Annotated in this window: 29 protein-coding genes and 1 pseudogene; 10 read left to right on the forward strand and 20 right to left on the reverse strand. The window is 62.0% G+C overall.

The features are described from left to right. Nucleotides 1-160: 160 nt before the first annotated feature. The 3 genes from NKI38_RS30315 to NKI38_RS30325 all read right to left on the reverse strand — a co-directional run bounded on the left by NKI38_RS30315 (nt 161) and on the right by NKI38_RS30325 (nt 1,505). Nucleotides 161-583: a BA14K family protein gene (locus NKI38_RS30315; RefSeq protein WP_352664159.1), complete on the reverse strand. Its 423-nt coding sequence runs from the start codon at nt 581-583 to the stop codon at nt 161-163. 179 nt (nt 584-762) lie between these two features. Next, nucleotides 763-975 (reverse strand): cold-shock protein, encoded by a 213-nt coding sequence (locus tag NKI38_RS30320; protein WP_352627624.1) that lies wholly within the window; start codon nt 973-975, stop codon nt 763-765. A gap of 317 nt (nt 976-1,292) precedes the next feature. Next, entirely contained in the window at nt 1,293-1,505 is a 213-nt protein-coding gene (locus NKI38_RS30325) for a cold-shock protein (protein ID WP_006202520.1), read from the reverse strand. A gap of 504 nt (nt 1,506-2,009) precedes the next feature. On the opposite strand from NKI38_RS30325, the gene NKI38_RS30330 reads away from it, so the two are divergent. Then, entirely contained in the window at nt 2,010-2,411 is a 402-nt protein-coding gene (locus NKI38_RS30330) for a Kazal-type serine protease inhibitor family protein (protein ID WP_352664161.1), read from the forward strand. Nucleotides 2,412-2,426: 15 nt separating this feature from the next. Here the strand turns inward: NKI38_RS30330 and NKI38_RS30335 are convergent. The 6 genes and pseudogenes from NKI38_RS30335 to NKI38_RS30360 form a co-directional block, all read right to left on the reverse strand. Beyond that, a pseudogene (locus NKI38_RS30335) lies at nt 2,427-3,019 on the reverse strand (flavodoxin family protein). A 129-nt stretch (nt 3,020-3,148) separates the two neighbouring features. Next, entirely contained in the window at nt 3,149-3,367 is a 219-nt protein-coding gene (locus NKI38_RS30340) for a hypothetical protein (RefSeq protein WP_352664163.1), read from the reverse strand. A 97-nt stretch (nt 3,368-3,464) separates the two neighbouring features. Further along, the gene (locus NKI38_RS30345; RefSeq protein WP_164482279.1) at nt 3,465-3,602 is read right to left on the reverse strand and encodes a hypothetical protein; all 138 of its coding nucleotides are present in this window, start codon (nt 3,600-3,602) and stop codon (nt 3,465-3,467) included. Between the two features lie 41 nt (nt 3,603-3,643). Then, nucleotides 3,644-3,928: a hypothetical protein gene (locus NKI38_RS30350; RefSeq protein ID WP_352664165.1), complete on the reverse strand. Its 285-nt coding sequence runs from the start codon at nt 3,926-3,928 to the stop codon at nt 3,644-3,646. Beyond that, nucleotides 3,925-4,194 (reverse strand): hypothetical protein, encoded by a 270-nt coding sequence (locus NKI38_RS30355; RefSeq protein ID WP_352627631.1) that lies wholly within the window; start codon nt 4,192-4,194, stop codon nt 3,925-3,927. The genes NKI38_RS30350 and NKI38_RS30355 overlap by 4 nt, the downstream gene beginning before the upstream one ends. Nucleotides 4,195-4,338: 144 nt before the next feature. Further along, nucleotides 4,339-4,545, reverse strand: coding sequence for a cold-shock protein (locus tag NKI38_RS30360; protein ID WP_352627632.1), 207 nt, complete (start codon nt 4,543-4,545; stop codon nt 4,339-4,341). Between the two features lie 330 nt (nt 4,546-4,875). Here NKI38_RS30360 and NKI38_RS30365 point away from each other — a divergent pair, with 330 nt between their 5' ends. Then, nucleotides 4,876-5,100 carry a hypothetical protein gene (locus NKI38_RS30365; RefSeq protein WP_352664167.1) on the forward strand — a complete coding sequence of 75 codons (225 nt, stop codon included), beginning with the start codon at nt 4,876-4,878 and terminating at the stop codon, nt 5,098-5,100. Between the two features lie 186 nt (nt 5,101-5,286). Beyond that, on the forward strand, nt 5,287-6,921 hold the full coding sequence (locus NKI38_RS30370; protein ID WP_352664169.1) for a tetratricopeptide repeat-containing sulfotransferase family protein: 1,635 nt from the start codon (nt 5,287-5,289) through the stop codon (nt 6,919-6,921). A 169-nt stretch (nt 6,922-7,090) separates the two neighbouring features. On the opposite strand, the gene NKI38_RS30375 is transcribed toward NKI38_RS30370, so the two are convergent. Further along, nucleotides 7,091-7,444 carry a DUF1428 domain-containing protein gene (locus NKI38_RS30375; protein ID WP_352664171.1) on the reverse strand — a complete coding sequence of 118 codons (354 nt, stop codon included), beginning with the start codon at nt 7,442-7,444 and terminating at the stop codon, nt 7,091-7,093. 74 nt (nt 7,445-7,518) lie between these two features. Next, entirely contained in the window at nt 7,519-7,947 is a 429-nt protein-coding gene (locus NKI38_RS30380; RefSeq protein ID WP_352627636.1) for a VOC family protein, read from the reverse strand. Nucleotides 7,948-8,190: 243 nt separating this feature from the next. Between NKI38_RS30380 and NKI38_RS30385 the strand changes: the two genes are divergently transcribed. Beyond that, on the forward strand, nt 8,191-8,805 hold the full coding sequence (locus tag NKI38_RS30385; protein WP_352664173.1) for a glutathione S-transferase family protein: 615 nt from the start codon (nt 8,191-8,193) through the stop codon (nt 8,803-8,805). 16 nt (nt 8,806-8,821) lie between these two features. On the opposite strand, the gene NKI38_RS30390 is transcribed toward NKI38_RS30385, so the two are convergent. From NKI38_RS30390 to NKI38_RS30425, 8 genes are all read right to left on the reverse strand, one after another. Further along, the gene (locus tag NKI38_RS30390) at nt 8,822-8,995 is read right to left on the reverse strand and encodes a hypothetical protein (RefSeq protein WP_352627638.1); all 174 of its coding nucleotides are present in this window, start codon (nt 8,993-8,995) and stop codon (nt 8,822-8,824) included. A gap of 141 nt (nt 8,996-9,136) precedes the next feature. After that, a complete protein-coding gene (locus tag NKI38_RS30395; protein ID WP_352664175.1) occupies nt 9,137-9,436 on the reverse strand; it encodes a HigA family addiction module antitoxin in 300 nt (99 codons plus the stop codon). Nucleotides 9,437-9,445: 9 nt separating this feature from the next. Beyond that, complete coding sequence (locus NKI38_RS30400) at nt 9,446-9,727, reverse strand: type II toxin-antitoxin system RelE/ParE family toxin (RefSeq protein ID WP_352664177.1); 282 nt, start codon at nt 9,725-9,727, stop codon at nt 9,446-9,448. Between the two features lie 137 nt (nt 9,728-9,864). After that, nucleotides 9,865-11,391, reverse strand: coding sequence for an ABC-F family ATP-binding cassette domain-containing protein (locus NKI38_RS30405; protein WP_352664179.1), 1,527 nt, complete (start codon nt 11,389-11,391; stop codon nt 9,865-9,867). A gap of 305 nt (nt 11,392-11,696) precedes the next feature. Continuing rightward, on the reverse strand, nt 11,697-12,602 hold the full coding sequence (locus NKI38_RS30410; RefSeq protein WP_352664181.1) for a DMT family transporter: 906 nt from the start codon (nt 12,600-12,602) through the stop codon (nt 11,697-11,699). Nucleotides 12,603-12,729: 127 nt separating this feature from the next. Continuing rightward, entirely contained in the window at nt 12,730-15,807 is a 3,078-nt protein-coding gene (gene uvrB, locus NKI38_RS30415) for an excinuclease ABC subunit UvrB (RefSeq protein WP_352664183.1), read from the reverse strand. Between the two features lie 123 nt (nt 15,808-15,930). After that, nucleotides 15,931-17,556 (reverse strand): DUF2778 domain-containing protein, encoded by a 1,626-nt coding sequence (locus NKI38_RS30420; RefSeq protein ID WP_352664185.1) that lies wholly within the window; start codon nt 17,554-17,556, stop codon nt 15,931-15,933. Between the two features lie 493 nt (nt 17,557-18,049). Continuing rightward, nucleotides 18,050-19,306, reverse strand: coding sequence for a hypothetical protein (locus NKI38_RS30425; RefSeq protein WP_352664187.1), 1,257 nt, complete (start codon nt 19,304-19,306; stop codon nt 18,050-18,052). Between the two features lie 107 nt (nt 19,307-19,413). Here NKI38_RS30425 and NKI38_RS30430 point away from each other — a divergent pair, with 107 nt between their 5' ends. Next, the gene (locus NKI38_RS30430) at nt 19,414-20,469 is read left to right on the forward strand and encodes a CapA family protein (RefSeq protein ID WP_352664188.1); all 1,056 of its coding nucleotides are present in this window, start codon (nt 19,414-19,416) and stop codon (nt 20,467-20,469) included. A gap of 66 nt (nt 20,470-20,535) precedes the next feature. Continuing rightward, nucleotides 20,536-21,504, forward strand: a complete 969-nt coding sequence (locus NKI38_RS30435) for a hypothetical protein (protein ID WP_352664190.1) — start codon at nt 20,536-20,538, stop codon at nt 21,502-21,504. Between the two features lie 6 nt (nt 21,505-21,510). Here NKI38_RS30435 and NKI38_RS30440 read toward each other — a convergent pair whose 3' ends face one another. Next, complete coding sequence (locus tag NKI38_RS30440) at nt 21,511-22,326, reverse strand: YegJ family protein (RefSeq protein ID WP_352664192.1); 816 nt, start codon at nt 22,324-22,326, stop codon at nt 21,511-21,513. Nucleotides 22,327-22,432: 106 nt separating this feature from the next. Here NKI38_RS30440 and NKI38_RS30445 point away from each other — a divergent pair, with 106 nt between their 5' ends. The 4 genes from NKI38_RS30445 to NKI38_RS30460 all read left to right on the forward strand — a co-directional run bounded on the left by NKI38_RS30445 (nt 22,433) and on the right by NKI38_RS30460 (nt 25,801). After that, entirely contained in the window at nt 22,433-22,675 is a 243-nt protein-coding gene (locus tag NKI38_RS30445; protein WP_013530037.1) for a DUF1344 domain-containing protein, read from the forward strand. A gap of 227 nt (nt 22,676-22,902) precedes the next feature. After that, nucleotides 22,903-24,525 carry an FAD-binding oxidoreductase gene (locus NKI38_RS30450; RefSeq protein ID WP_352664194.1) on the forward strand — a complete coding sequence of 541 codons (1,623 nt, stop codon included), beginning with the start codon at nt 22,903-22,905 and terminating at the stop codon, nt 24,523-24,525. An 18-nt stretch (nt 24,526-24,543) separates the two neighbouring features. Next, a complete protein-coding gene (locus tag NKI38_RS30455) occupies nt 24,544-25,167 on the forward strand; it encodes a hypothetical protein (RefSeq protein WP_352664196.1) in 624 nt (207 codons plus the stop codon). Nucleotides 25,168-25,270: 103 nt separating this feature from the next. Then, a complete protein-coding gene (locus tag NKI38_RS30460; RefSeq protein WP_352664198.1) occupies nt 25,271-25,801 on the forward strand; it encodes a dihydrofolate reductase family protein in 531 nt (176 codons plus the stop codon). Nucleotides 25,802-26,242 lie beyond the last annotated feature (441 nt).

Here is a 26,242-nt window from a genome sequence, read left to right on the forward strand (position 1 = left end):
AGGTGGCTGAAGGGTTTTTTGTCCCTCTTGATCGCTCTCTTCCAACTCCGGCCCAAGCCGGTCGCCGCTTAGGGGCCGGATTGTTCACGGTCGACTCAATAACAAAAAGCGCCGGCCTCGCGGTCAGCGCTTTTTGCTTGGGGCAGGGAAGCCCTTGGTCTTAGTTCGCCGTGCAGAAATGCTGCTCGCCGTCATTACCGGTGAACGTGCCGGTGCGGGAATTGAAGGTGCGGTAGCGGTCCGAGCAGTATTCGTACCAGTCACGCGTCCACGGCTCGGCATAACGATCGGCGTAGACAACCCTCGGCTCCGCATAGTAGCGGCGGACCGGGGCCGGGCGCACCACGACGTCACGATCGTAGTAACCGTCGTCGTAGTAGCGGTCAGCGTCGGGTGGCGGCCGGTCATTGGCCAATGCACCACCGATCAGCGCGCCGGCCGCGAGGCCGAGCACGCCGGCGGCAATGGCATCGCCGTTGCCGTGATGACGGTGCCAGTCACGTGCGTTGGCGGCGGGCAAGGCCGAAAGCGTGGTGGCGACCACGGCAGCGGACAGGACGGCAGTCTTGAAAATTCGGTTCATCTTGGTCTCCTTCGTACCGGCCCGTGCAGTTTCGGGGATGCGGTCCGGCTTTACCAAAGACTAATATGCAACCGTGGCTGAACGGGGGCTGAACGGATTTCGACGTGTTGATTCAAAAACAGGCGTCAAGGATCACACGCTCTCAAGAGGGCGAAACTGCTTGCCGTCGCCGAGCCGGCTCAGCCGACCGACAGGTTGACGGCCTTCGGACCCTTGCCACGCTTGTCCGGCTCGGTGTCGAATGACACTTTCTGCCCATCCTCGAGACCGGAAAGACCTGACGCCTGCACGGCTGAAATATGGACGAAAACATCCTTCGCGCCATCATCGGGCGTGATGAAGCCGAAGCCCTTGGCATGGTTGAAGAATTTGACGGTGCCGGTCTGCGGCATGGGAAGCTCCTTTGTCCCATAAACTCCAGTCTCGGGCCGGCAAATGCCCGAGTGGAAATTTGTCCTTTATTTTAGCGTCATCGGCAAGAGAAAGTTTTGCGGGCAGCCAAAGGGCGTCGCGGCGCGCCTCGGATCCTTGTTCTCATGCATATCGTTCCCCCCGAACCGGCCACTTTTGGGCGACATGCATTGGTCTGCGTCTTCGGCACGAAAAAGGCGCGACGAATATCGCCGCGCCTTTCAAAATTCAGATCCCTCTCCAAGCCAGGTTCAGGCGTTGGAGCCTCCGTCGCGCGTCCGAGGGACGTCCCGATGGCTCAGGCAGCGCGGAGGTTGACGGCCTTGGGGCCCTTGCCCATGCGGTCCGGCTCGACGTCGAAGGTAACCTTCTGGCCGTCGACGAGCGTGCGCAGGCCGGAGGCCTCGATCGCGGAAATATGGACGAACACATCCTTGGCGCCGCCATCGGGCGTGATGAAACCGAAGCCTTTGGTCGCGTTGAAGAATTTAACGGTGCCGGTCTGGGCCATTGGGGAAACTCCTTCACCCGTTCAGTCTTTGGTGGTCCTGCCCGCCGCCTGGCGCAAAGGGCAGTTCCCGGTGGTTGCTTCGGCAGTCATGCATTGGCGCATGGTCAAACCCCCCGCCGAAAACGGGGCCGTCAGAGATTCACAGTATCGGGGAAAGGTCGTCCAAAACGTTCCGCTCTCCGGGTCGCAAATGCCCGAACACGGAATTTATCGCACGGAAACGTGATGGTTGCAAGATAGCGCCGCGGGGCGCCGCACTGGGCGCATCCCGACGCATGGATCGACTGACCTGAGCATCGATCGGCTCGGCATAAGCTTGCTTGCCGGCCGGGTCATCGGCCAGAGCCGGGCCACGAATAGGCCAGATGTCGAGGTGGCAGAGGAAGCTGACGCCGGCCATGGCGTCCAGACGCAGTTTCCGTCTGAAGGACTGCAAACGAGGGTTGCATTTAGCAAGGGAATGGCGAGGATTGGCAACAGGGGACACGATCGTGGGAGATCAACATGAAATTTCTGGCGGCAATCTTTTCGCGACAGGGTTTTGCTATCCTGTTGCTGTCGGCAATTCTTGCCGCCTGCACCGTCGTCGTCGATGACGGGCCGGGGCCGCGTCCGCCACGGCCCGAACCGCAATATTGCAGCAAGCAGTACGAGCCGGTCTGTGCCCGGCGCGGCGGCGACCGGCAGACCTTCGCCAATGCCTGCCTTGCCGACCGGGCCGGCTATCGCATCGTGCGCGACGGTCCGTGCCGCGACGGTGGCGGTGGCGGCGGCGAAGAGCAGACGTTCTGCACCCGCGAATATGCGCCGGTATGTGCTCGTCGGCACGGCGAGATGCGTACCTTCCCCAACGCTTGCGAGGCTCGCGCCGCGGACTATCGCGTCGTTGACGACGGGCCGTGCTGACAGGGCAGGGATCGCCTACTGATCCACGCCGACATAGGCCTTGCCCTTCAGCAACGCTGCCAGATGGGCGGCATTTGACGCGGCCATCTCGACCATGCCGGCGACCGCTTCCGGGGTCTTCGGCAAGTCGACATAGTTGACGTCGCCCATCGCCTCGCCAACCCAGTAGACGCCGCCATTGGCCGGAATGGTGAAGCCGACATCGTTGAGCGCCCGGAAGCATTCGGCGTGGCAATGATGTGCGCCATCTTGTCGCCGACGATCGCCACCAGTGCCGCCTTGCCGGCCGCCGGCACGGCCCTTGTCGTCGGTTTCCTCGAGAAAGTCGTCCATGCGCTCCATGACGCGCTTGGCGACGCTCGACGGCTGGCCCATACAGATCGGCAGGCCTAGGATGAAGTATCGGCGGCGACGATCTTCTGGCGTAGCTTCGGCCGGTCGTCGCCCTTGCCCATGTCGGAGAGCACGCCGGGCTTGATGTCATGATCGAGCGCTCGCACAACCTCGCCCTTCACTCCATGCGGTCTCAGGGCCGAAAGCAGATCGGCGACCATCTTGTCGGTGGAGGATTTTTCCTTGCCGTTGGAGGCTTTCAGCGAGCAATTGATGGCGAAGGCGGTGAGGGAATTTGGGGCTCCTGCATATGGCTCTGCAGGCTCAACGTCGCGAGGCGTCGACGGTTGCGCGGTGATTGCGTCCTAAGTATCGCGGCGAGCAGACTCTCCGGTATGCTCCCTCTAAACTGGAAAGGCCCCGTCGGCCGGGCCGGCGTAAAGCTCGCGACCGTCTTGGTCGGAAATGCGCAGGCGATCGGGGATTTGCGGCATGGCCAGCGTGTGGAACAGCGCGGTGGCGCCCTGCAGGGCGGCGCGCAGGTTCGGCGCTTCCAGCGACACCTTATCGAGCGTGGCTTCGTCTGCGTCGCGCGACCGGTAGAACTCGATGAAGAAGTTCAAGCAAGCCTCCGTGGCAGAGCGTTGCGCGGGCCTGTTCAGTCAATTCGCCGCCTCACACAGGGACGACGGTGAAGGCGCTTGAGGCGCCCTCCAGTTGTCAGCCCTTCGACTTTGGCTTCAGGCTGCTCTCGGCCTGCTTGACCGACGAGCCGAACGGGGAGGCGGGCTTGGCCACGACCTTGTCCTTCTTCGGCTTGCGCGTTTCGCGGTTGCTTCGCTGTTGACCCTTGGACATGTCGTGCTCCTGTTGCGTGTTGGCTTGGTTTTGCTGGAGTCTCAGACAACCGGGTCGTTGGCAACGACCGGGTTGTCAGTAACAACCGGGTTGTCGGCCGGTTCGAGATTGTCTTCGGTGGTGACCCGCTCATGGGTCTCCTGCTCGCTGCGGATGCGGTATTGCGGCGAGCCGTCCTTGACCGGCAGCCTGCTCTTGATCTGGAACAGTTCGGCGGTCTTCTGGACGAGGCCGGTACGGCTCTTCATGCGCACGGTCTGACCGATCGCAAACTGGTGCGCGGGCGTGTCGGTGCGCGGGCGCGCATTCTGCTGGAAACGGATCATGCTGCATTCTCCCTGTCGCGCTTCAGCGCTGTTTCGAGTTCGAGGTAATCGATGGCGACAAGCTGGCTGGTGGGCGGGTTTTTCACTGCCCTTGCCGGCAGATGGATGAAGGTGGCGACGCGGCGCCAGGCAAGCCGCGACATGCCCTCGATCAACTCTTCGTCGTGATCGATGTCGTAGTCGCCGGCCGGCAGCTGCCCTTCCAGTCCGCCGAGCACGAAAGGTGCCGCGAAATGCACGATGGAGTGGGTGGTGCGGTCCGGCATTGTCTTACCTATGCAAAGCAGCGGTGCTGAAAGCAAAAAAGCGGGGACGAGCCCCGCTTTCCTATTTCCGGCAGTCGCTGGAAATAAGCCGCTTTCGAGAGCTGCCAGTACATCCGTGGTCAGCGTTCATCGAATTCGGCCGGATCAGATCAATTGCAAACTGGCGGCCGACTCGCGGCCCTTGGTGTCGCGCTCCAACTCGAACCGTAGCTTCTGGCCTTCGGCGAGGCCGGGAAAGCCGGCGCGCTCCAGCGCGCTGACATGGACGAAAACGTCCTTGCCGCCATCGGTTGGCTGAATGAAGCCAAAGCCCTTCTGGCCATTGTAAAACTTCACGGTTCCGGTGTTCATGTGGGTCTTTCGAAAGAATGAGACATGGCCGCGGAGCGAATAGGCCGCGCGCCCGGTATCGATGATTTGGAATGAGATTGGCGGGTCGAGAACCTCTGACGCCGCGAGATGCCAATTCTGGCCCAAAGCGATCCTGTCTATATAGGCTGATAGGGTTGATTGTTCAAGAAGATTCATGAAGAACTCGGACGACGGCAAAAAAATAGATCGCTATAATTATTTGAAAAATCCTGATATGGCTCAATGGCTTTCAAAAAAATGCTTAAATTTACGCTGGGTCGATTTTCCCGGCATTTGCATTTTATTTGTTCCCCCGGAAGGATAAAAACCATGGTTTCCGTCAGAACCCCGAGAGGCACGACCGTAGCGATCAACCCGATCATCAAGCCAACCAACATACAAGCCGGTGCCGCCGGCCCGACCGGCAAGCCGATGATCGTCAAGTCGGCACGCCTGACCATCAGAAGCGATGAGGCGGCAAGGCGAACGATCGCCGATACCGATGGCACCGTGAGGCGGGCCAGACAGGTCGCCGAGACCAACCGCCTGATCTGACCTTCGCCACCGATGGGAAGGGCTGGACCCCAAGCGAAGCCTTGAACCCGCCGCGCCGATGGCCTAGATCGCCACAGGCGGACAAAACACGGCAGGTTTCCCATCAACAGAGATCAGAGACGAGCGGCGGGCACGGGAGCCAGATCTGGCGCTGGAGGACAGCCACCGCTGGGGCTCGACCAGCGTGTGCACCAAGCGCTGCAGCTGCATCAGGCCGGTCGCCGGCAAGAGGCCGAGGCGATCTACCGGCAGGTGCTGGCGCAGAAGGCCGATCACGCCGCCGCCGCGCATTTCCTCGGGTTGCTGCTGCACCAGACCGGGCGCAGCGCCGAAGGACTGGACCTGATCGAACAGTCGGTGCGCCTGCAGCCCGGCAATCCGGATTTTCAAAACAATCTCGGCACGGTGCTCCGCGACCTCGGCCGGGTCGCTGCGGCCGTCGACTGCTTCCGCAAGGCGGTGACCCTGCGGCCCGATCAGTTGGCGGCGCGCGACAATCTCGGTTCAGCGCTGAAGCAACTCGGTCAGTTCGAAGGCGCCGAAGAGATCTATCGTGGCACGGTCGGGCGCAATCCTTTCCACGCCCGCGCCCGCATCGGGCTTGCCGAAACGCTGCAAGAAGCGGGACGCCTGGATGAGGCGCTTGCCGTCTTCCGCGAAGCGCTGGCGATCCGGCCCAAGGATGGCGACCTGCTGCACGGGCTCGGCGTCGGGCTGATGGAAAAGGGCAAGCTCGATGAAGCCGCCGATCTTTTCCGGCAGGCGCTGGCGGTCGACCCCGGCATGGCGAGAGCCTGGCTGATGCTGACGCAGGTCAAGCGCCAGAAGGAACGTGACAGCGAATTGACCAGTATGGAGGCTCAGCATGCCAAGGCGCCGCAAGACAGCCTGGCGCGCATGCAGTTGTCCTTCGGTCTCGGCAAGGCCAATGACGATCTGAAGGATTATGGCCGGGCCTTCGACTATTTCGCCGAAGGCAATGCGATCCGCCGCAAGGGCATCGACTATGACCAGGCCAAGACGCGGGCCGAGTTCGAGGCGATGAAGGCAACCTTCGATGCCGGCTTCTTCGAAAAGCACAAGCCGAGCACGATCAGCGACGACACGCCGATCTTCGTCGTCGGCATGCCGCGCTCGGGCACGACGCTGGTCGAGCAGATCATCGCCAGCCATCCCCAGGTCTACGGCGCCGGCGAGCTCAGCATCCTGAAAACGGCGGTCGGCAAGCAGTTTCCCCTGACCATGAAGGGCGGCTTCCCGGCAGGGATCGCCGATATGCCTGACAAGGTTTTTGCCGAGGCCGGCGAGGCCTATCTCGACATGCTGCACGGCCGCTATCCCGGCTTCAAGCATGTCACCGACAAGATGCCGGGAAACTTCCTGCTGATCGGCTTCCTGCATCTGATGCTGCCGAAGGCCAAGATCGTCCATTGCGCACGCGATGCGGCGGCCACCTGCCTGTCGATCTACAAGGTGCATTTTCGTGGCGATAGCCATCGCTATGGCTACGATCTCGGCGAACTCGCCGATTTCCACAATCTCTACACCGACATCATGGCGCATTGGCACACCGTGCTGCCAGGCGTCGTGCATGATGTGCGCTATGAGGATTTCGTCGCTGACCAGGAAGGCCAGACGCGGGCGCTGATCGCCCATCTGGGCCTGCCCTGGGACGATGCGGCGTTGTCCTTCCACGAGACCGACCGGCCGGTGCGCACGGCGTCCGCCGCGCAGGTGCGCCAGCCGATGTATCAGGGCTCGGTCGATCTGTGGAAGCGCTATGGCGACCGGCTGAAGCCGCTGCTGGATAGGCTGGATTAGCGGCCTGGTTGCAGTTTAGCCGAAGGGCCACGTCGCGGCATGGATCCTATGGTCTGCGCCGCGTCGCTTCGCTCCTTGCTCCGCCATACATGACGAAGCGATGGAAGCGCCGCGCTCGCGCGACGCGCTTGGAGTATTTCGCGTGCAGGCCCCCTTGGACCGGGCGCGCCTACAACTCTATGAATGGCTTGAAGCCACCGAAGATCATGCGCTTGCCGTCGAACGGCATTTTCTCCCAATCGGCCTTCAAACGCGGATCTGCCATCACCTTGGCCATGACGGCATCGCGGCTCTCCCGCGATTCATAGACGGCCCAGGCGAAGACGACGATCTCGTCGTCCTTGGCCTGCACGGCACGCGGGAAGGACGTGACCTCGCCATAGGGTACGTCGTCGCCGATGCATTCGACATAGGCGAGCGCGCCGTGTTCCATCCATATAGGGCCTGCGAGATTGGCCAGCTTCTTGTAGTCGTCGAGTTTTGCCTTGGGTACGGCAAGCATGAAGCCATCGACATAGGACATTGTGGGTCTCCTCGTGGAAGTTCAAAGCGCCTCACCGGCGCCAGCCGGTGAGGGACTTGGCCATTGGCGATAGATCAGGCTTTCTTCGTCGGCGCGTTCATCGCCCACTCGACGCCGAACGGGTCGCGCATATTGCCCCACTGGTCACCCCAGAACATGACCTGGAGCGGCACGGCGACTTCGCAGCCGGCATCGACGGCGCGCTTCCACCAGGCATCGATGTCGTCGCTGCCGAGATGGAGCTGCATGGTATAGCCTTGCGGCTTGACGGCGGGCATCCCGTTTTCGGGATAGAAATCGGAGAGCATCAGCGTCGAACCGTTGATGTGGAGATGGATGTGCATGGTGCGGCCTTTTTCGTCCGCCGGATAGGCAAAGACCTGCTCCGCCCCGAAGGCCTTCTTGTAGAATTCGGCGGCCTTGAAGGCGCCATCCAGCTGCAGGTAAGGGGTCAATCCGCCGAGCACTTTGGCTGCGGGCTGAACGGGGGTCTGATCAGTCATGTCTTGCTCCTCTTTGCGTTTGGCTTGGCCTTGCGAGACATAGGACGCATGAGGTGACGGCGATCCTACATGGCCTCGAATTTTCTTCGAAGGCTGTGTCTGGACAGACCGGGCAACCGGCGGGCTTGAGCGAGAGGCGTGAAATGAACTTGCGCCGACGCCCCCCAATCAGAGCGCAATTCTCGCAGCTCCCGGTCTAGAACAGGTGGATCATCCGATGCTTCCTCAACTCCTGAGGCGACCATGATCCTCTACTATCAGACCCACTCACCCTTCGCGCGCAAGGCGCTCGTCTTCGCTCATGAGGTCGGTATTGCCGATCGGCTCGAGGTCATTCATCACGAGACCAGTCCGACGTTGCACAATGCTCGGGTCTACGCCGAAAATCCCCTCGGCAAAGTGCCGGTGTTGCTGCGGCCCGGCGCGTCGCCGATCTTCGATTCCGATGTCATCTGCGCCTATCTCGACACGCTGCATGATGGCCGCAATCTGCTGCCGCAAGACGGCGAGGCGCGCTGGCAGGCGTTGCGGCTGCAGTCGGTCGCCCAGGGCCTCGCGCAGATAGGCATAGGCTTGCGCTGGGAGACGGACAGGCGACCCGAACAGTTGCGCTATAGTGCTCTCGCCGACGGATTCCGGGAAAAGATCGAGGCGAGCTATGACTGGATCGAAAGCATGCTGGACGACGAGGCACCGCTCCATGTCGGCCATATTGCGCTCGCCACCACCTTGTCCTGGATGGCGTTCCGGCACCTCCCGCCTTTTCGCTCACGGGCGCGACTGACGCGCTGGTTCGAGGCTTTCGAAAGGCGCGTATCGATGCAGGCGACACCGCTTTCGGGCGATACGCATGACTGATCAGCAGGCGCCTCGATCAGGGTGCTCTGCAGATACGAGGGCCGTTCTGCGGGTCGATGACGATTTCGGGCCAGCCGATGTCCTTGCGCAGTTCGATCGGCAGTGAAAGGAGGGCGCGCTCGCTGCGATAGCGGGCGCGAGCCTGCGCGTAACGGGTGGCAGCGCGACCTATGGATGACAGGGTGAACATGATGCTTTCTCCTCGGTTGAAGCCGGCATCATCGTGTCGGCATCCCAAGGACGTGGCAGGTTCAGGCGATCCGACAGATCCGCTGATTTTTTTATTGCATCCGCAATTGGATCGAGGCGACTATTACCGACGCGGTTTACTTCAGGCAGCCGTTTCCAAACGTTCGATCGTTTCTAGATCGGCCTTCTTGGCCTCTCCTTCGATAGCAAGGTCGTAGCTCGCCTGCATGTTCATCCAGAACTGCGGCGTGGTTCCGAAGAACTTCGCAAGACGTAGCGCCGTGTCGGGCGTTACCGGTGTCGTCTCGCCGGCCAGACGCTCGATGCGCGTGCGCGGAACATGCAGCTTCTTGGCCAGCGTGTAAGGTTTCAGCCCAAGCGGCACGAGATATTCCTCGCGGAGGATTTCTCCCGGATGAATATGTGGGTTGATGTTCAGCATTTGAAAACCTCAATGGTAGTCGGTTATTTCGACATCCTCGGCTTGTCCGTCCACCCAGCGAAAGCAAATGCGAAACTGATCGTTGATGCGGATCGAGTGTTGACCGGCGCGGTTGCCTTTTAGCGGCTCAAGCCGGTTTCCGGGAGGCGTCTTCAGGTCTGATAGTTCGGCGGCATTGTCGATCATGAATAGCTTCCGCTGGGCTGATCGGACAAGGTCCGACGGGAACCCCTTAGGAGCCTTGCCGCTCGAAACGGCCTCGCTGGTCTTGTCCTTGAACGAGCGTATCATCAGCCGTATCCGATGTACGTACCGTCGCATGATACGTTCCGGAAGTCAAGGAAACGTCTCATGGATGATACGAACCTCGGCCGGTCCTCGACAGGCTAGGGCTTCATTGGCAGGGAATCCCACCCGTTGCCAAATCTTCAGCCACTTACCTCGGCCACCAAGCGGAAGAACTCCTCGGGGTCCTCGACTTCGATCAGCTTCCGCTTGTCGATCAGCCAGAAGCGGTTGCCGATGGCGCGGATGAAGGAGCGGTCGTGCGAGGCGAGCACGCAGCTTGCCTGATGCGCCAGCAGCTCGGCTTCCAGCGCTTCCTGGCCGTCGATGTCGAGATGGTTGGTCGGCTCGTCGAGCAAATAGAAGTTGGGGTTGGCGAGCCTGAGCGCCAGCATCATCAGCCGTGCCTTCTGGCCACCGGACAGCACGCCGATCCTTTTCTCTTGCATCTCGATGACCACGCCGGCGCCGGCCAGCAACGAGCGGGCGCGCTGCTCTCCGACATCGTAGCGGCGCGAGACCAGCCCCAGCGGCGTGTCCTCGCCGCTGATGCCGGACAGCGCCTGATCGCTGTAACCGAGCACCGTCGACGGCGTCACCTTCACATCCCGCACCGTGTCCGGTTCGACAATGGCGTTGCGGATCAAGGTGACGAAGCGCGACTTGCCGACGCCATTGCGGCCGAGCAGGACGATGCGGTCGCCCTGGCAGATGTGGCGCTTGCCAGTCCTGAACAGCAGCGTGCCGTCGGGCGTTTCCACCGCCGCGTCGTCGAGCGTGATCAGCACTTTGGCGTGGGTGCCGCGATTGGCCAGCTTAATCGCGCCCGCCGATTTCTCGCGATGCGCCGGAGCCGCCGCCTCTTCCAGCCTTTCCGCGCGCTGGTTGAGCTGCTTGGTCTTGACCGTCAGCAGGTCGCTGCCCGAATTGATGCCGATGTTGTTGAGCTTGGCCGCCTGCCGGCGCAATTGCTGCGCCACCTTCATGTCGCGCTGGAACTTGCGCTCCGTCGAGGCATCGACTTCGTCGAGCGCCTGCCTGGCGCGGGAATAGGGCAGGGCAAACACCGGCGACTGTTCCGGGCGCAAAAACAGCGTCCGGTTGGTGGTGGCGTCGAGAAAGGCGCGGTCGTGGCTGGCGATCACCACCGGCACCTCGCGCGGCAGCGTGTTGAGCCAGCTTTCGAGCTGGGTGATCCGCGACAGGTCGAGATGGTTGGTCGGCTCGTCGAGCAGCAGCACATCCGGATCGGTCACCCAGACGCGGGCGATCAGCGCCAGCCGCTGCCAGCCGCCGCTCAGCGCTTGCATTTGCCGTTCGCGCATTGGCTCCGGCACATCGAGCGAATCCAGAACCACATCGACGCGCCACATCTCGCTCTCGACCTGCTCGGCCGGCAAGGCGTCAGCGACCACCTGATGGAACGTGCGTTTGAGAAGGGCCGAAGCAACGGACTGTTCGACATGGCCGACGCGCAGGCCGCGGGTGCGGGTGATGTCGCCGGAGGTCGGTTCCATCTCGCCGGTCAGGCATTTGAGCAAGGTCGACTTGCCGCGGCCGTTGGCGGCGACGATGCCGAGCCGGTCGCCAGTGCCGACGGTGAGGTCGAGGTTGGAAAACAGCGGCGCACTCATGGTGACGCCGAGGGATTTGAGGCTGATCAGGGCCATTTTGATTTCTCTGGTCTCGGCCGCCTCTTTGTCGGAGCATGATCTTTTCCGAAAACCGGTTCCCACTTTTCGGGATCATGCTCTAGCGGCTCAATGCACTTTGACGGTGCGCCTACCGGCCATCAGGCTCGGCGTTGCGGTACCACGAAGGGCAGACCAAAAAATCGAAGCGGGAAAACCCGGACCGTCCCTGGTCAGCCCTGCAAGCAAGCTCGCAGGGCAAAAATCGGGCCACGCTGACGATGGTGACGAGAAAAATCGAACACGTGAGCCCTCCTTTCAAGACGTTAGAGTGTGCGGACTGACTACACCAAGGGCGTAGTGGAAGGCAAGGCTACCGCTTTCACCCGGCGCGGGAACGGATCGAGCACCAGTATGCAGCCGCCGATGATCGCGACGGCGCCGAAACCCTGGATTACGGTCAGCGACTCCCCAAGCATGCTGGTGCCGACCAGCACCGCGATCACCGTAACGGCAAATTCGACGCTGATCGTCCTGGTCGCGCCGATACTGGCAACCAGCCGAAAATAGACGATGTAGGTCGACGCGCTCATCACGCAGGCGAGGACGGCGAGATAGAGGAAGTCGATGGCGCGCGGCATCGCTGGCACCGGTACGGCGAGAAGCAGTGGCAGCGTCATCAGGCCGCCTAACAGGAAGGCGGCACTGGTGAGTTCCCACGAGCCGGCCGAGCGCAGATGTCGGTTTGCATAATTGCTGCCGAAAGCGGCCGAGAAGGAACTGAACAGAGAGGCGGCGCAGCCGAAAGCGAAGGATGCCGTGATCGGCACTGCGGGAAAACCGACCAGGACGATGATGCCCAAGGCGCCGAGCAGTAGTCCGGCCAGCCCGCGAACGGTGATGCGCTCAAGCCCCCACAGCTGGCCGAGGATCATCGAGAACAGTGGGATCGCGGCAACAAGGATGGCCGCCACCGCCGTGCCGATGCGCGGGGTGGCATAGGATAGGCCGACAAGCTGCGCGGCAACCGTCGTCGCGCCGACAACGGCGAAGCGCCGCCAGCCGGCGCTGAAATCGAGCCGGCGTCGGGTCGCGGCGGCAAGCAGCAGGAGCGTGACGCCGGCGATCAGCGAGCGCAAGGTGACCGCGCCGACCCAGCCGAAGGCGTGCACCACCTTGAGCAGCACAAGGAACGACAAGCCCCAGGTGATGGCCAGGAAGATATAGGCGGCGATGTCCTTGGGTTTCATTGTGCGGGGCGGCCGTGGGAGTTTCTTGCGGTAGGAGCGGAGAAGCTGCCGTGGCCCGTATCGCTTCGACTGGCAACTGACAAGGCTGGGGGCGTGGTCCAGCCAGTCGACAGTATGACTCCAGGCCCTACCGTCCCGGTCTGCCTGTCTTCCCCGGCCGGCGCTTTTCACGGCGGGCGTCGCCAGGATCCTCATACGAACCAATGCCGGCGCGCTCACGCTTGACCGGCTTGTCACCCTCGATCGGCGTCTCGGTTCGCCGAACCGTCATCTCATCCAGCGAGTTCTTCTTGAACAGCGGCTTGGTTGCGTCGCCGGGGATGCCGAAATCGGAACCATGCGCCTCTTCGGCCGACTGCTTCTTGAATAGCGAGCGCGACACGGCGCCGGCAGGGGTCGGCATGTCGGTGCCCGGGCCCATGGCGTCGAGCGACGGCTTGGAAAACAGCGGCTTCTTCACCGGTACGGCGCCATCGGCGCCCATCTCGTCGAGATCAGGCTTGCGGAAGAGGTTGGGTCGGGCAGCCTTGGCCGCCTCCTCGGCGGCGCGTGCTTGGTCGAGCTTGCGAAAACGCTCCTGTTCCTCGGCCGTGCGATGTTTGGCCACGCCCTTGTTGTGCTTGCCCTTCTCTCGACCCGAAACCGGGCTTTCCATGTCGGCGTATTTGGCCAGCGGGTCATCGGAGATGGACAGTTCCATCTCACGCAAGCGCTTGATCTCGTCGCGGATGCGGGCCGCCTTCTCGAAGTCGAGATTGGCTGCGGCGTCGCGCATCTGCTTCTCCATCGCGTCGAGATGGGCTTTCAGATTGTTGCCCATCATGGCGCCGGCGCTGTCGGTGAACTGCGAGATGTCGGCGCGGACATGGTCCTTCTCGTAGACCGAGTCCAGAATGTCGGAGATGCGCGACTTGACCGATTCCGGCGTGATGCCGTTGGCGGCGTTCCACTCCATCTGCTTCTCGCGGCGGCGGTTGGTCTCGGCCATCGCCCGTTCCATCGAGCCGGTGACCTGGTCGGCATAGAGGATGACCTTGCCGTCGACATTGCGGGCGGCGCGGCCGATGGTCTGGATAAGCGACGTTTCCGAGCGCAAAAAACCTTCCTTGTCGGCGTCGAGAATGGCAACGAAGCCGCATTCGGGAATGTCGAGGCCTTCGCGCAAAAGGTTGATGCCAACCAGCACGTCGAAGGCGCCAAGGCGCAAATCGCGCAGGATCTCGATACGCTCCAGCGTGTCGATGTCGGAGTGCATGTAGCGGACGCGGATGCCTTGTTCGTGCAGATACTCGGTCAGATCCTCGGCCATGCGCTTGGTCAGCACCGTCACCAGCGTGCGGTAGCCGGCTTTGGTGGTGTCACGGATTTCGCCGACGACATCGTCGACCTGGCTCTTGGCCGGGCGTACTTCGACCGGCGGATCGATCAGCCCGGTCGGGCGGATGACCTGTTCGGCGAAGACGCCGCCGGCTTGTTCCATCTCCCACGCGCCGGGCGTTGCCGAGACGGCGACGGAGAGCGGGCGCATGGCATCCCATTCCTCGAAGCGCAGCGGCCGGTTGTCCATGCAGGACGGCAGGCGGAAGCCGTATTCGGCCAGCGTCGCCTTGCGGCGAAAGTCGCCTCGATACATGCCGCCGATCTGCGGCACGGTGACGTGGCTTTCGTCGATGAAGACCAGCGCATTGTCGGGAATGTACTCGAACAACGTCGGCGGCGGATCGCCCGGCTGGCGGCCAGTCAGATAGCGCGAATAGTTCTCGATGCCGGCGCAGGAGCCGGTGGCTTCGAGCATTTCGAGGTCGAAACGGCAGCGCTGCTCCAGCCGCTGCGCTTCCAGCAGGCGGCCGGCGCGCTCCAGTTCGACCAGTCGGTGCTTGAGTTCTTCCTTGATAGATTTGATCGCCTGGTTGAGGGTCGGGCGCGGCGTCACATAGTGCGAATTGGCGTAGATCTTGACGCTTTTCAGCTCGCCGGTCTTCTGGCCGGTCAGTGGGTCGAATTCGGTGATCTGCTCGATCTCGTCGCCGAACATCGAAATGCGCCAGGCACGATCTTCCAAGTGGGCCGGGAATATCTCGATCGTGTCGCCGCGCACCCGAAACGAGCCGCGGACGAAGTTGATGTCCTGGCGCTTGTATTGCTGGGCGACGAGATCGGCGAGCAGAGCGCGCTGGTCGAGCCGATCGCCGATCTGCATCTGGAAGGTCATCGCCGTATAGGTTTCGACCGAGCCGATACCGTAGATGCAGGACACCGAGGCGACGATGATGACGTCGTCGCGCTCGAGCAGCGAACGCGTCGCCGAGTGGCGCATGCGGTCGATCTGTTCGTTGATCGAGGATTCCTTCTCGATGAAGGTGTCGGTACGCGGAACGTAGGCTTCCGGCTGGTAATAGTCGTAATAGGAGACGAAATACTCCACCGCGTTATCGGGGAAGAATTTCTTGAACTCGGAATAGAGCTGGGCCGCCAGCGTCTTGTTCGGTGCCAGGATGAGAGCAGGCCGCTGGGTCTCCTCGATCACCTTGGCCATGGTGAAGGTTTTTCCGGAACCGGTGACGCCGAGCAGCACCTGGGTGCGGTCGTTGTTATCGACGCCTTCGACCAGATCCTTGATCGCCGTCGGCTGGTCGCCGGCCGGCTCGAAATCCGACACCATCTTGATGGCGATGCCGCCTTCGGATTTTTCCGGGCGGGCGGGGCGGTGCGGCGTCCACAGCACACCGTCCTTGTGCAGCGGATTGCCCGATTCAATCAGCGCCGACAGCGCTGCCACCGTCGCGGTGACGCTGCCCGAGGCCATCGTCTCGGCGTCTTCCAGCGAAATGTCGAGACCGGCGACCGGATTGAGGCCGGCGGCGGTGCGTTCGCGCGCCGATGCCGCGCCACCCATCGAGGTGCCGCGTGCGGTGCGGCCGGGCGAAGACGAGCGTTCCGGAATCTTTTTCGGCGATTTGGCGCCGCCACCTTTGCCTGCGGCGCGTCCTTCCTTTTCGGCTTCCTGCTCGATCTCTTCGGCCCAATCCGCGATCGAACCGGACAGCGGCGTGCCCGAGAACTCCGGCTGTGGCATCTCGGCGAAGCCGCCTTTGTGCAGCGGCTCGGAAGCGTCGAGGAAATCGGTCAGCGGACTACGCCGCTTCGGCGCGGCGCGGTCGTCATTCGCCGTCGGCGGCGTTTTCTTATCGGGAGATTTGGCCATGTCCCGAATATGGGATTTCCTGGCCAAAATGGAAAGAGTGGGATGAGATGAGGCGCTTCGCCAGATGCGGCTCCTGACAGAAGGCTGTCAGGAGGAGATCGCGTTTGCGTCTGTCCGGAAGGATCAGGCGCCGCGCGCGTTGTCCGCCGCAACGCGGGTCGGCGATCCGTTCAGGCGCGGCACCACGACGAGGCGGTTGATCTTGCCCTTCTTGTAGGCGGCGAGGAAGCGCGCATAGTCCTTGAAGGCGACGCAACCGCTCGACTGGCCGTAGCGGCCCCGAAGCAGGTAGGTATGGGCCAGAAAGCCGTCGCGATTGTATTTGTTGCGGCCATCGGCCGGTGTCAGGCGCAAGGCTTCCACACCATGAAAGCGGGTCTCGCGCAGCGACAGATTGTAGGTGTTGGGGGGTGTCGGTCCGCGGTTCTTCTGGTCGGCATAGCGCGGCTGGTCCGTCATGGCCCCGATGCCTGAATGCGCCTCGAGCTTCGAGCCGTCAGGCATGTAGACGGTCCCGGCGCTGATGTCGTAAACGGCGACGCCATTGCTTGCTCCGCTCCTGGACCCTGGCGAGTTGAACAGGTTCCTGAAAGCCTTGCCGAGGCCACCCGAAGGCGTGTCCGGCTTGGCATAGGCCAGCACGTTGCCGCCATCGGCCGGCCGTCCTTGCCGGGCCGGTTTGGCCGTTTGGGCAGTCTGGGCTTGCTGGACGGTCCCGCGAGCCGGCTTCGGCTGCTGGACAGGATTCGGCTGCTGGACGGGTTTTGACTGCTGTACAACCTTGGGCTGCGGGGCATCGAATTGTGGGCGACGGGTCGGCAATGGCACATCGTCGGTGAGCGCGTCCGGCAGCGAGGCGGCATCGCCGGGTTGTCCGTGCTGGGTTTCGACAGGCGAAACCGCGACGTCAGCCGACGATTCCTCGATCGGCAGCGGTGAGGCAGACGCCTCGTCGTCGACCGGCAGCGACTGCACGAGGGCCAGCGCCAACTGCGAATTATCCGGCGTCTGCGAATCCGACTGGGCAAAGCCCATCGGTTGCGGCGCGGTTTGCACGACAGCGGAGCCGGTATCCAGCCGGGCGAAACGTTCGGCCGCCGGGGCCGGCATGTCGTCGGACAGGCTGGCCATGACTTGGACGGACGGCACCAGCGACGCCTCGGCAATTTGCGGCGCGACGGTGGAAATAACAGGGTGCACCGGCGCGTTGGCCACGACAACGGGCTTTCCAGCGCCGGCAAAGGCAGCGGCGAGCTTCATTGGTGAAAGCGACGTCTCCATGCGCTCGAAACGCTCCTGCGACTTCGACTTTGCAACAGTGGGAACGGACTTTGCCTGCGCCACAAGGCGCGCGGATTTCTCCGCCTGCGGGCTCAACCGGGCAAGCTTGAAGCAGCTGGCGCCGCACTGCACGGCATGGTCGTGAAGAGCCTGCGTGCCGCCATGGGCATTGGCAAGTACGAAGGGTGCTCTCAAAAAATGCTGCTTGAGCGGATCGGCAAGGGCGAAGGATCCCGGCATCGACAGGGTCTGCGGAAGGCCACCTGATGTCGCCGACAGCGAGGCGCCGACGGAGCTGAGGCCGGCCATGGTGCCGATCAGCCACAGGCCAACGGCAGCGCTGATACCGGGCACGGCGACCCAGCGGACGATCCGTTCAGGGGTGAAGGAAGAGGAACGTGGCGCGTCACAGGCGGTCACGCCGTCCCAACGCTCGTCCCCGGAATTTTTTTTACTCAACAACGCCATGCAACCAATCTTGCTCCAACCGGTTTCCCCGTACGTGGCCTTGAGAGCCGCGACGACCATTCTGTGAGTGATCCCAGGTGGTCCCCGACGCGTTTGCCGCGTCTGTCTTTGGTTGCCGATTGCTTCAAAATATGGACAAAGTTGGTTAATTAATCCCTCTCAAAACCAACGACGAGATGTGGATTTGGGCCAAATCAGGCTTCATCCACGGCCAGGAAAATGGTGTTGTTGCCTCTCCGAGATGGTTTTGCTGCCTGTTTTTGACGGCCGAGTCAAGCAAAACAGCCCTTACCAATTTGTGACAGAGGCGGGTCGGGCGAGCCACACGGTGATCGCGGGGCGATTTTGCGAGGCCGAAAGAGCCTATGGCATCGGCAAAATTGTCGCTGTCCTGCCCCAAATTCCTCGCTCAGACGCCGCCCCAGACGGCCATCGACGTGTTAGGAGCCTGGCTCGCTCCGGTCACAAGAATCCCAGCTGGAGACAACCGCCCTCAATTGAACCACAGCGCAAAGGTCAGGAACCCACCGCCGCCGAATTGGCGCTGAATCTGATCGAAATCGTCGCTGGTCAGTATCCTGCCGTTTTCGAGGTAGGGCGCGATGGCCGGGCCGGTGATCGACAGCACCAGGTCGAAGTTTTTGGGCTCGTCGAAGAAGCGCTTCATGTTGATGCCCTTATCGGCAATGCGGAAATGCGGCAGCAGCACGCGGCCTTCCAGGAGGTCCTCGGCCATGGTCAAGGTGGCGAGCCAGGCTTGAACCTGCTCCTCGCCGACTTCGAGGCCGGTGAGTGGGTTCTCGCCCTTCTGCTGCGGTCCCGGCAGCCATTCGCGGTCATTGTCGGTCTCGGCGCGGATCGCCTTCCAGTCCTCGCGTGACAGCCGGATCATTTCCAGCAGATGGCGGCGTGCCGCTTGCCGGCGCTCGGGTTCGACCACCGGCCAGTTGACGAGATGCACCAGCGAGATGAAATCGGCGATGCGCCACTCCGACGAGAAGATGCTGCTGCCCATGTCGCCGGTCGGCGGCACGAGAATATCCTGCAACGGCAGCTTGGCGCGCGGGAACAGCATGTGGAACGAGCCGTCGAAAGTGCTCCGGAAATCATGCGCCAGCCAGAAATCGGCCTGCGCCATCAGGAATTCGGCATAACCCTGCAGCCAGAAACCATCGGCGCGGTCGAAGCGGAATGTGAGCGTGGGGGCGGCGTCGTCCGACGAGATGCCGCCGCGTGACAACGAGGCGATGATCGCCGCCATGCTTTCATCAGGCGCGATGGTGCCGTCCTCGTTGAGGTCGATGCCGGTATGGGTGAGGTCGATGGCCATGCCGATATCGGCGTCCGCCGGCACCGACGCAAACGTGGCGGCGGATTTTTCGAGCCGGTCGCGGAAGGCGACCAGGATGGCGCGGAATTGCTCATAGGTCAGCGGCTCTGGATTGGGATTGTCGGGCACCGGCAGCCGCATCAGCGGCAGCATGAAGGATTGCGGGCTTTCGAAGCCATGACGGTGCAGGCCGCTGGCCAAGATCTCCAGCGCGGTGAAGAACTCGCCGGCGCCGGCGGCGTAAGCTGATGCCGGGTCTTTTGGCGCGGCGGCTTCCAGCGTCGACAGGGCGCTGTCGCGCGCGGCCACGGTCTTCGCCTCGAACAGAGCGGATGCCGCTTCGGGCATCGCCGCCGACGCGGAAGACAACGGCACAATCAGCATGAAAGCGGATGTCAGCAGGCTTGCCAGTCGTGTCATCTTTTCCCCCCAATATTTGTCGCGCAGAGCAAATATACACCATTTGCAGCGTCGCGCTTCAACCCACGCCGCGGACGGTCTACACAGGGCAAACAATTGGGCGCCGCGTGTCGAATTATCCGCTTTCCTACAAGCTGTCCTGGCTGCCGCGTTTCCTGAAGCCGTCGCTGGCCGGCGACGCACGAGACTTTGCGCCGATGGCGGGAACGCTGATGGATCCGCCGAAGCGGGCGGTGCGGCTTGCCTTCGTCGGCGACATCTCGGCGGTGGCTAACCGCAGCGCGCCGGACTGCGATCCGGAGATCAAGGCGTTGCTCGGCGATGCCGATCTGGTGATCGGCAATTGCGAAAGCCCTGTTGTCGACAGGCCAAGCGCGGTGCTGGGGACGAGGCTCGGCACGCATCATGCGATGAGCGTGCGGTTCCTGGCCGAGGCGCTCGCGGCGGTCGGCATTGCGCGCGAAAAGCTCGTGCTGTCGCTGGCCAATAACCATGTGCTCGACCAGGGCGTCGCCGGTTTCGACGAGACGGTCGCGGCGTTGCAGCGGCTTGGCATCCGCATGATCGGCCTGGCCTACAATGGTCCGGTGGTGCCTGTCCAGGTCGGGCCGTTGAATGTCGGCTTTGCCGCTTTCACGCTGTGGCGCAACCTCGATGAAAGCCTGTTCGCTGGGCGCGTATCGATGGACAGCGATCCGACCCACCGGCCGCGCGATGGTGTCGATCTTCTGTGCGTCGCGCCGCATTGGGACTGGGAGTTCCGGCATTTTCCGCGTGCAGCAACACGAGCGCTGGCCAAGCGGCTGGCCGGGCAGGGCGTCGGGCTGATTGCCGGCCATCACGCCCATGTCGTGCAGCCGGTGGAGAGGATCGACGAGACGATCGTCGCTTATGGGCTGGGCGATTTCCTCGGTACCGCCTTTGCTCGCCAGCCATGGCCCGGTCGCATCGGCGGCATCCTCATTGTCGATGTCAGTGCCGATGCCGGCACACGCGGCGCCATTGCGTCTTACCGGCTGCATCCCTTCATGCGCCTGCGCGCCGGCGACCATGAGCGGCTGGTACCGGTGGAGGCACTGGTGGGGCAAATGCGCGGCAAGGCCGAGGGTCGGCTGAGAGCGATCTTTCCTGCCTCTTCAAGCGAAGAGGACGTCACCGCTTAACCGTCTGGCGGCCCTTGCAAAACCGGCTATCATGCGTCGGCAGAGGCAAGCGTGCGGGGGGTGGCGGTGGAAACAGCAGATTTCATGCCTGGCGACGCGGTGATTGCCGGTATCCGGAAAGACATCGAGGCCTATGAGAAGGCAAGGGCCTCCGCGGTCCGCCAGGTGCGCTGGTGGGTGCCACTGTTCGTCGGCCTTGTGCTGGTGTTCGTGGCGCTGGTCGCCTGGCTGTTCAACAAGGTCGCCGACCCCAACGAGCAATGGTTCTCGACGCCACATGTGTTTCTCTATGGCATCGGCTTGGTGGCTTCGAGCGTGCTCTACTTCGAGGCCATGAGACCGGCGACGCGGCTGCAGCAATCTTTCCGCGAGACTCTGCTGCCAATCATCTTCGGCTTCATCGCGGATATGCGTTACCAGCATGGAGGGAGGCCGAATTCTTTCGACCGGCTGCCGCGCGAGGCGGTCGGCGCCTTCAACAAGCAGTCGTTCGACGATGTCGTTTCGGGCCGTTACGAAGAGTTTCCGTTCGAGCTTTACGAAGCAGAACTGCGAGTAGGGTCGGGCAAGGATTCATCGAGAGTCTTCAAGGGTGTCATTGTTGCTTTCGAAGCGATCGAACCGTTCCCGGGGGTATTGGTGGCAACGCGCCGGACCAATGCGGTCGTCGGCTTCTTCCGCGGCATGTTCGCCAGCAAGATGCAGGACTTGTCGTCCGGCGTGCCCGAACTCGACGCCGCCTACGAATTCCGCACCGACAACGCCGAAGCGGCGCGGCCGCTGGTGACAGGCCGCCTAGCGCAGGCACTGAAATGGCTTGGCGAAACCTGGCCGGACGACCCGGCCCGCGTCGCACTCAACGGCAGCGACGGTTTCCTGCTGTTGCCGCAGACGAAGAACTTCTTCGAACTGCCGGATATTTCAGTGCCGCTCGACTACATCACGCATGTCGCGCCGATGATATCAGACATGGGCGCGATGCTGGCGACGGCAGCGCTGGTGCGCAAGATCGGCGCGAAGGACAAGATCGGCTAATGGCTGTCAGCAGTCGAAGCCGTATTGATCGTGCATGTAGTCGGCTTCTTCCTTCGACATTTTCTTGAACATCACACAGACGGTGAAACTGCCGACTTGCCGGCCGTCCCGTCTGTATCCCCAGTCGGAAATGTCGTCCCTGGTGAATTCTATGTTTTGGCCGAGAACGACGTTGTGCACTCCCTCCGGCTGGTTGGCCAGTATGCCGACAAATCCGGTCTCGGTGCGGCGGAACGGTATGACCCAGAAGTGTTCGGTGACGTTCCCGTCCCGCACCTTGACCTTCAATTTGAACCTGTCAGTGCCTGAGGGCGGCGCCACGGACAGTGCGAGGAAGTCGTCCAGGCTGGCGAGCGCCTGCGCGGTCGCCGCCGCCATGTCGGGATCGCCCGGGGTAAAGATAGCCGTCTTGTCGTCGCCCGGATCCGCGCCTTGTGCGCCGGCCGATCCCGGAGCGAGCGCCAGCATCAGCATCAGGGATATCATGGTCTGGACTGTAAGCTTCATGGAAGGCCCCCCTTCATCGTAGAGGTTGACACCATCCTGCATCCGTTCCCGGTTTGCAACCGGAGCGCGAGTTCCGTCAGCTTGGGGTGAAACAAAATTTGTACTGGTGACCGGCCAGCGATCTGTTTCGTGATGCCGCCCGAGGCGGATTGCGGCGGCTGCGCCGTGATCGAAAGCCGCTTGCCACAATCCGGCTAAACGACTCTTTTCGCGAACAGAAGTGCGTTCATTGGGAAAGCCGAAGCGGCTTGAAATGGTGTCAGTCTCAGGCAATGTGTCGGAATTAAGCCTATGATATTGTTTGCGAAAATTCACCCAACGTGATTTGCGGAAGGGAGGCTTTCCGTTCCAGTTTCAGGCCGTCCGGTGCTGTCGTTTCCCAAGGCGGTCCGGAAAAGTGAAACAGCACGGAGTGCTACCCATGAAGAAGACCCTCGCAACCACCGCCGCTCTGCTCGCCTTCCTCGGCACGGCCTATGCCGCGACCGTTCAGGGCACCATCCAGGCCGTCGACCCGACGACCAAGTCGATCACCCTCGACGACGGCAAGATCTACCAGCTGTCGCCGGAAGCGACGATCGGGAAACTGAAGGTCGGCGCCAAGGTGGCGGTGACTGTCGATGACAAGACCGGCATCGTGACGTCGATCAAGAAGGCTTCGTAAGGCGTGAGCGTAGCGCGTCAGCAGACCTGCTGACAGAATTCTTCAGACCCTGTCCCGGCCGGTCCCTTCGGGGATCGGCCATTTTCACAATCTTCACCCTCAATGCCAGGCGACCAGAGGTCTCCCGGTTGGATATCCCAGAGACGGCTGACGCAACGCCGTCCAGACAGCGCCGCTATGGTTTTTGCCAGGAAGCCACGCTATCCCTTGCCCAACGGGGGATATTCATGGCTGAGCAACAAAAAGGGTTTCGCCTGTCGCGGCGATTGCTACTGGGTGCGGCTGTCGTCGGCGGCGCGGTGCTGTGGGGCGGCACCACCGTGGCGCGGCTGGCGCGCGGGCCTTTGGGACCGAAGAACGCCGGACGCATCGCCGATGTCGACGGCATCGCGTTGCCGCTGAAGCCGCTGGAGAATGCGCCGGCCTTCGATCCTTCGCTGCCCTGGTCGGCAAAGGGTGGCGACATCAACGATGCCAGCGGCCTGTCTAAAACGCCGGTCTATGGCGTGGTGGAAGTCAGCGAGGAAGAACACATCGCCAAGGCGCTGGCCTTCGCGCGCGCCAATGGCTTGAAAGTGTCTCTGGCCGCCATCCGTCATTCGATGGGCGGGCACGCCTTCGACGACAACGCGCTGGTGCTCGACCTCAGAAAGTTCAACAAGGTGACCGTCGACGCCGTGGCGAAGACCATGACGCTGCAGCCGGGTGCGCGCTGGCACGACATCCAGAACCTCTTGCATCCGCGTTTCGCGGTGAAGGCGATGCAGTCAACCGACATCTTCTCGGTCGGCGGCTCGCTGTCGGTCAACGCGCACGGCATGGACCATCAGGCGGGTTCGGTGGCGAGTTCGATCCGCTCGATGCGGGTGATGCTGGCCGACGGCTCGGTGATCACCTGCTCGCCGAGCGAGAACACCGACCTGTTCCGCCACGTCGTCGGCGGCTACGGCCTGTTCGGCGTTGTGCTGGAGGCGACGCTCGATATCGTCGACAATGCCGTCTACCGGACCTCTCGCGAAATCATCAAATCCGACGATTTCCCGAAATTTTTCGCCGAGGTGCTGGAGCCGAACAGGACGATCGGTCTGTTTTACGGCCATCTGTCGACGGCGCCGGGCAATTTCCTCGAGGACATGATCGTCTACCGCTATGACAAGGTGGCCGACCAGCCGCCGGCGGACCAGCCTGGTATCGGCGAGCCGGGCTCGGTCGGGCTGAAGCGGGTAATCATCAACCTGGCGAAATGGGGCAGCCTGTTCCAGGAGCTGAAGTGGTTCACCGAAAAGACGCTGGAGCCGAAATTCGAGAGCTGCACGGTGGCGCGCACCTCGGCCATGGCCGAAGGTGAGGCCTGCCTCGTCACCCGCAACAACCCGATGCACGATTCAGTACCGTATCTGTTCAACGATCTTTTGGATGAGACCGACATCCTGCACGAATATTTTATTCCACGCGCCGCGTATGTCGAGTTCATCACGGAAGCCCGCGAGATCCTGCGCAACCAGTCGCTGCCGGTGCTCAACGCCTCGGTGCGCATCGTCCACAAGGAGGATGTCGCGCTGACCTACGCGCCGGAGCCTGCCTATTCGCTGGTGCTCTACATCAACCAACCGACCGATGCCGACGGCAATGCCAGGATGCGGGCGCTGACCCGGGCGCTGATCGACGTGACGATCAAGCATGGCGGCCGGTTCTTCCTGCCCTACCAGCTGCATTATACCGCCAAGGAGTTGCTGGCCTCCTATCCCGAGCTGCCGGTCTTCCTGGCGGCAAAGCGGCAATATGACCCGACGGAACTGTTTTCCTCGACCTTCTACCGTGCCATCAAGGCGCTGAGCGGGGTGGCATAAAAAGCAGGAGAACAACCCATGCGGATGGCATCGGCGGCGGCACTCACCCTCATTGCGCTGTGCGCTGGACCGGTCCAGGCCGAGGATATCAAGGCTTTCAAGCTGACGATCGACGGCGTGACCGTCGATATCGATCCCGGCGAGAGCACAAGCATGACGCTGCCCGGCGGCAGAAAGAGCAAGGTGACGCTCGAGCGCAACGACTTCGCCACCTTTTCCGGCAGCGATTTCTCCTTCGTCCATGCGAGCGATATTTCGGTGACCAAGACCGATCTCGGCGACAACATCACGCAGTATCTGATGGCGTCGGCGCTGGGCACGATCGTCGTCGTGCAGGAATACGGCGAGATGAATCCGGTGTCGCTCAGCCAGCTGATGCTGCAGGAGATGACCAAGGAATCGGTGCAGGCCGGTGCTGAGTTGACGCAGCAGCCGACGACGCGCAAGCTCGCCGACGGCAAGGAATTGACCGGCATTCGCGCTCAGGTGAAGACACGCACCGACACGGCCGATTTCGAGATCGTCGGCTTCGGCGTTGCCGAACATGGGCTGTTGTTCATCACCCGAATTGCAGGCGAGGATGCGGCCACCGAAAAGCCGCTGATCGACAAATTCTGGCAGAGCCTGAAGGTCAAGCTGTAGGAGATCAGGGTCGTGTCCCAGTTTGGATTTCGGCTGGGGGTCCACTCTTTTGCGTAACGGCGGCCCCAGTTATTCTGAAGACCTGGGTTGGAGACCTTGCAGCATGGCGAAGCTCATTTTCAGAATGAACCAGTCCCTCGACGGCTATGTCGACCACCAGAAAATGCCGTCAGGCCCGACAATCTTTCGTCACTGGATAGAGCAAGTGCGCAACCTGAGCGGCAGTGTGTACGGTCGCGGCATGTACGAAGTCATGCGCTATTGGGACGAAGACAATCCAGAGTGGAGCGCGGAGGCGCATGAATTCGCGGCGGCGTGGCGGAGCCAACCGAAATGGGTTGTGTCGCGCTCGCTGAAGTCGGTCGGCCCCAACGCCACACTTGTCGCGGATGACGTCGAGGCGGTGATACGTGGGCTTAAAGCCCAACTCGCTGGGGAGATTTCAGTTTCTGGACCAAACCTGGCACGAAGCCTGACCGACCTTGATCTTATCGATGCGTACCAACTCTACTTCCATCCGTTCGTGCTTGGTCATGGCAAGCCATTCTTCGCCAGCCCCCGGCCGCCGCTTCGCTTTGTGGCCAGCGATCTGATTGGCGATGACGTGATCAGGTTAACCTATGTTCCTGCGTAATGATGCAACGCGTTCGACGGGACACTTATAAATAGATGAATAGCTCTCAAATGGAGAAATATGTCTGGGCCACGGTCTTATATTACGCCGTGTCCGCAGTCGGATTTGTGGTAATTCTTATCCCAATTAGCGAGCTTGGAATTTTGTGGGGTCTGCTTGCATTATTTGGGTATTTGGCGCTGGTTGTATCTCTTAACATGTGGCGACGCAGGCGGCATCCGCGAAGCGTGTATCAAATCGAACTGACCAAACGGAGACTGGACGACTGATCACCGCTAGAGCGGGATGAAATGAGACTGAATCGGCGGGAATTCCCTTAGGCGTGCAAATCTGATTCAACCTGCTGGCTGGGCAAGGAGGTCAGCATGGATGGGCAAGCCTTACTCGATGGATCTTCGCGAACGGGTTGTTGCGTCAGTTGAGCAGGGTGGCCTGTCGCGG

Origin of the sequence: Mesorhizobium sp. M0621, assembly GCF_040320745.1 — a bacterium.
GTDB lineage: Bacteria > Pseudomonadota > Alphaproteobacteria > Rhizobiales > Rhizobiaceae > Mesorhizobium.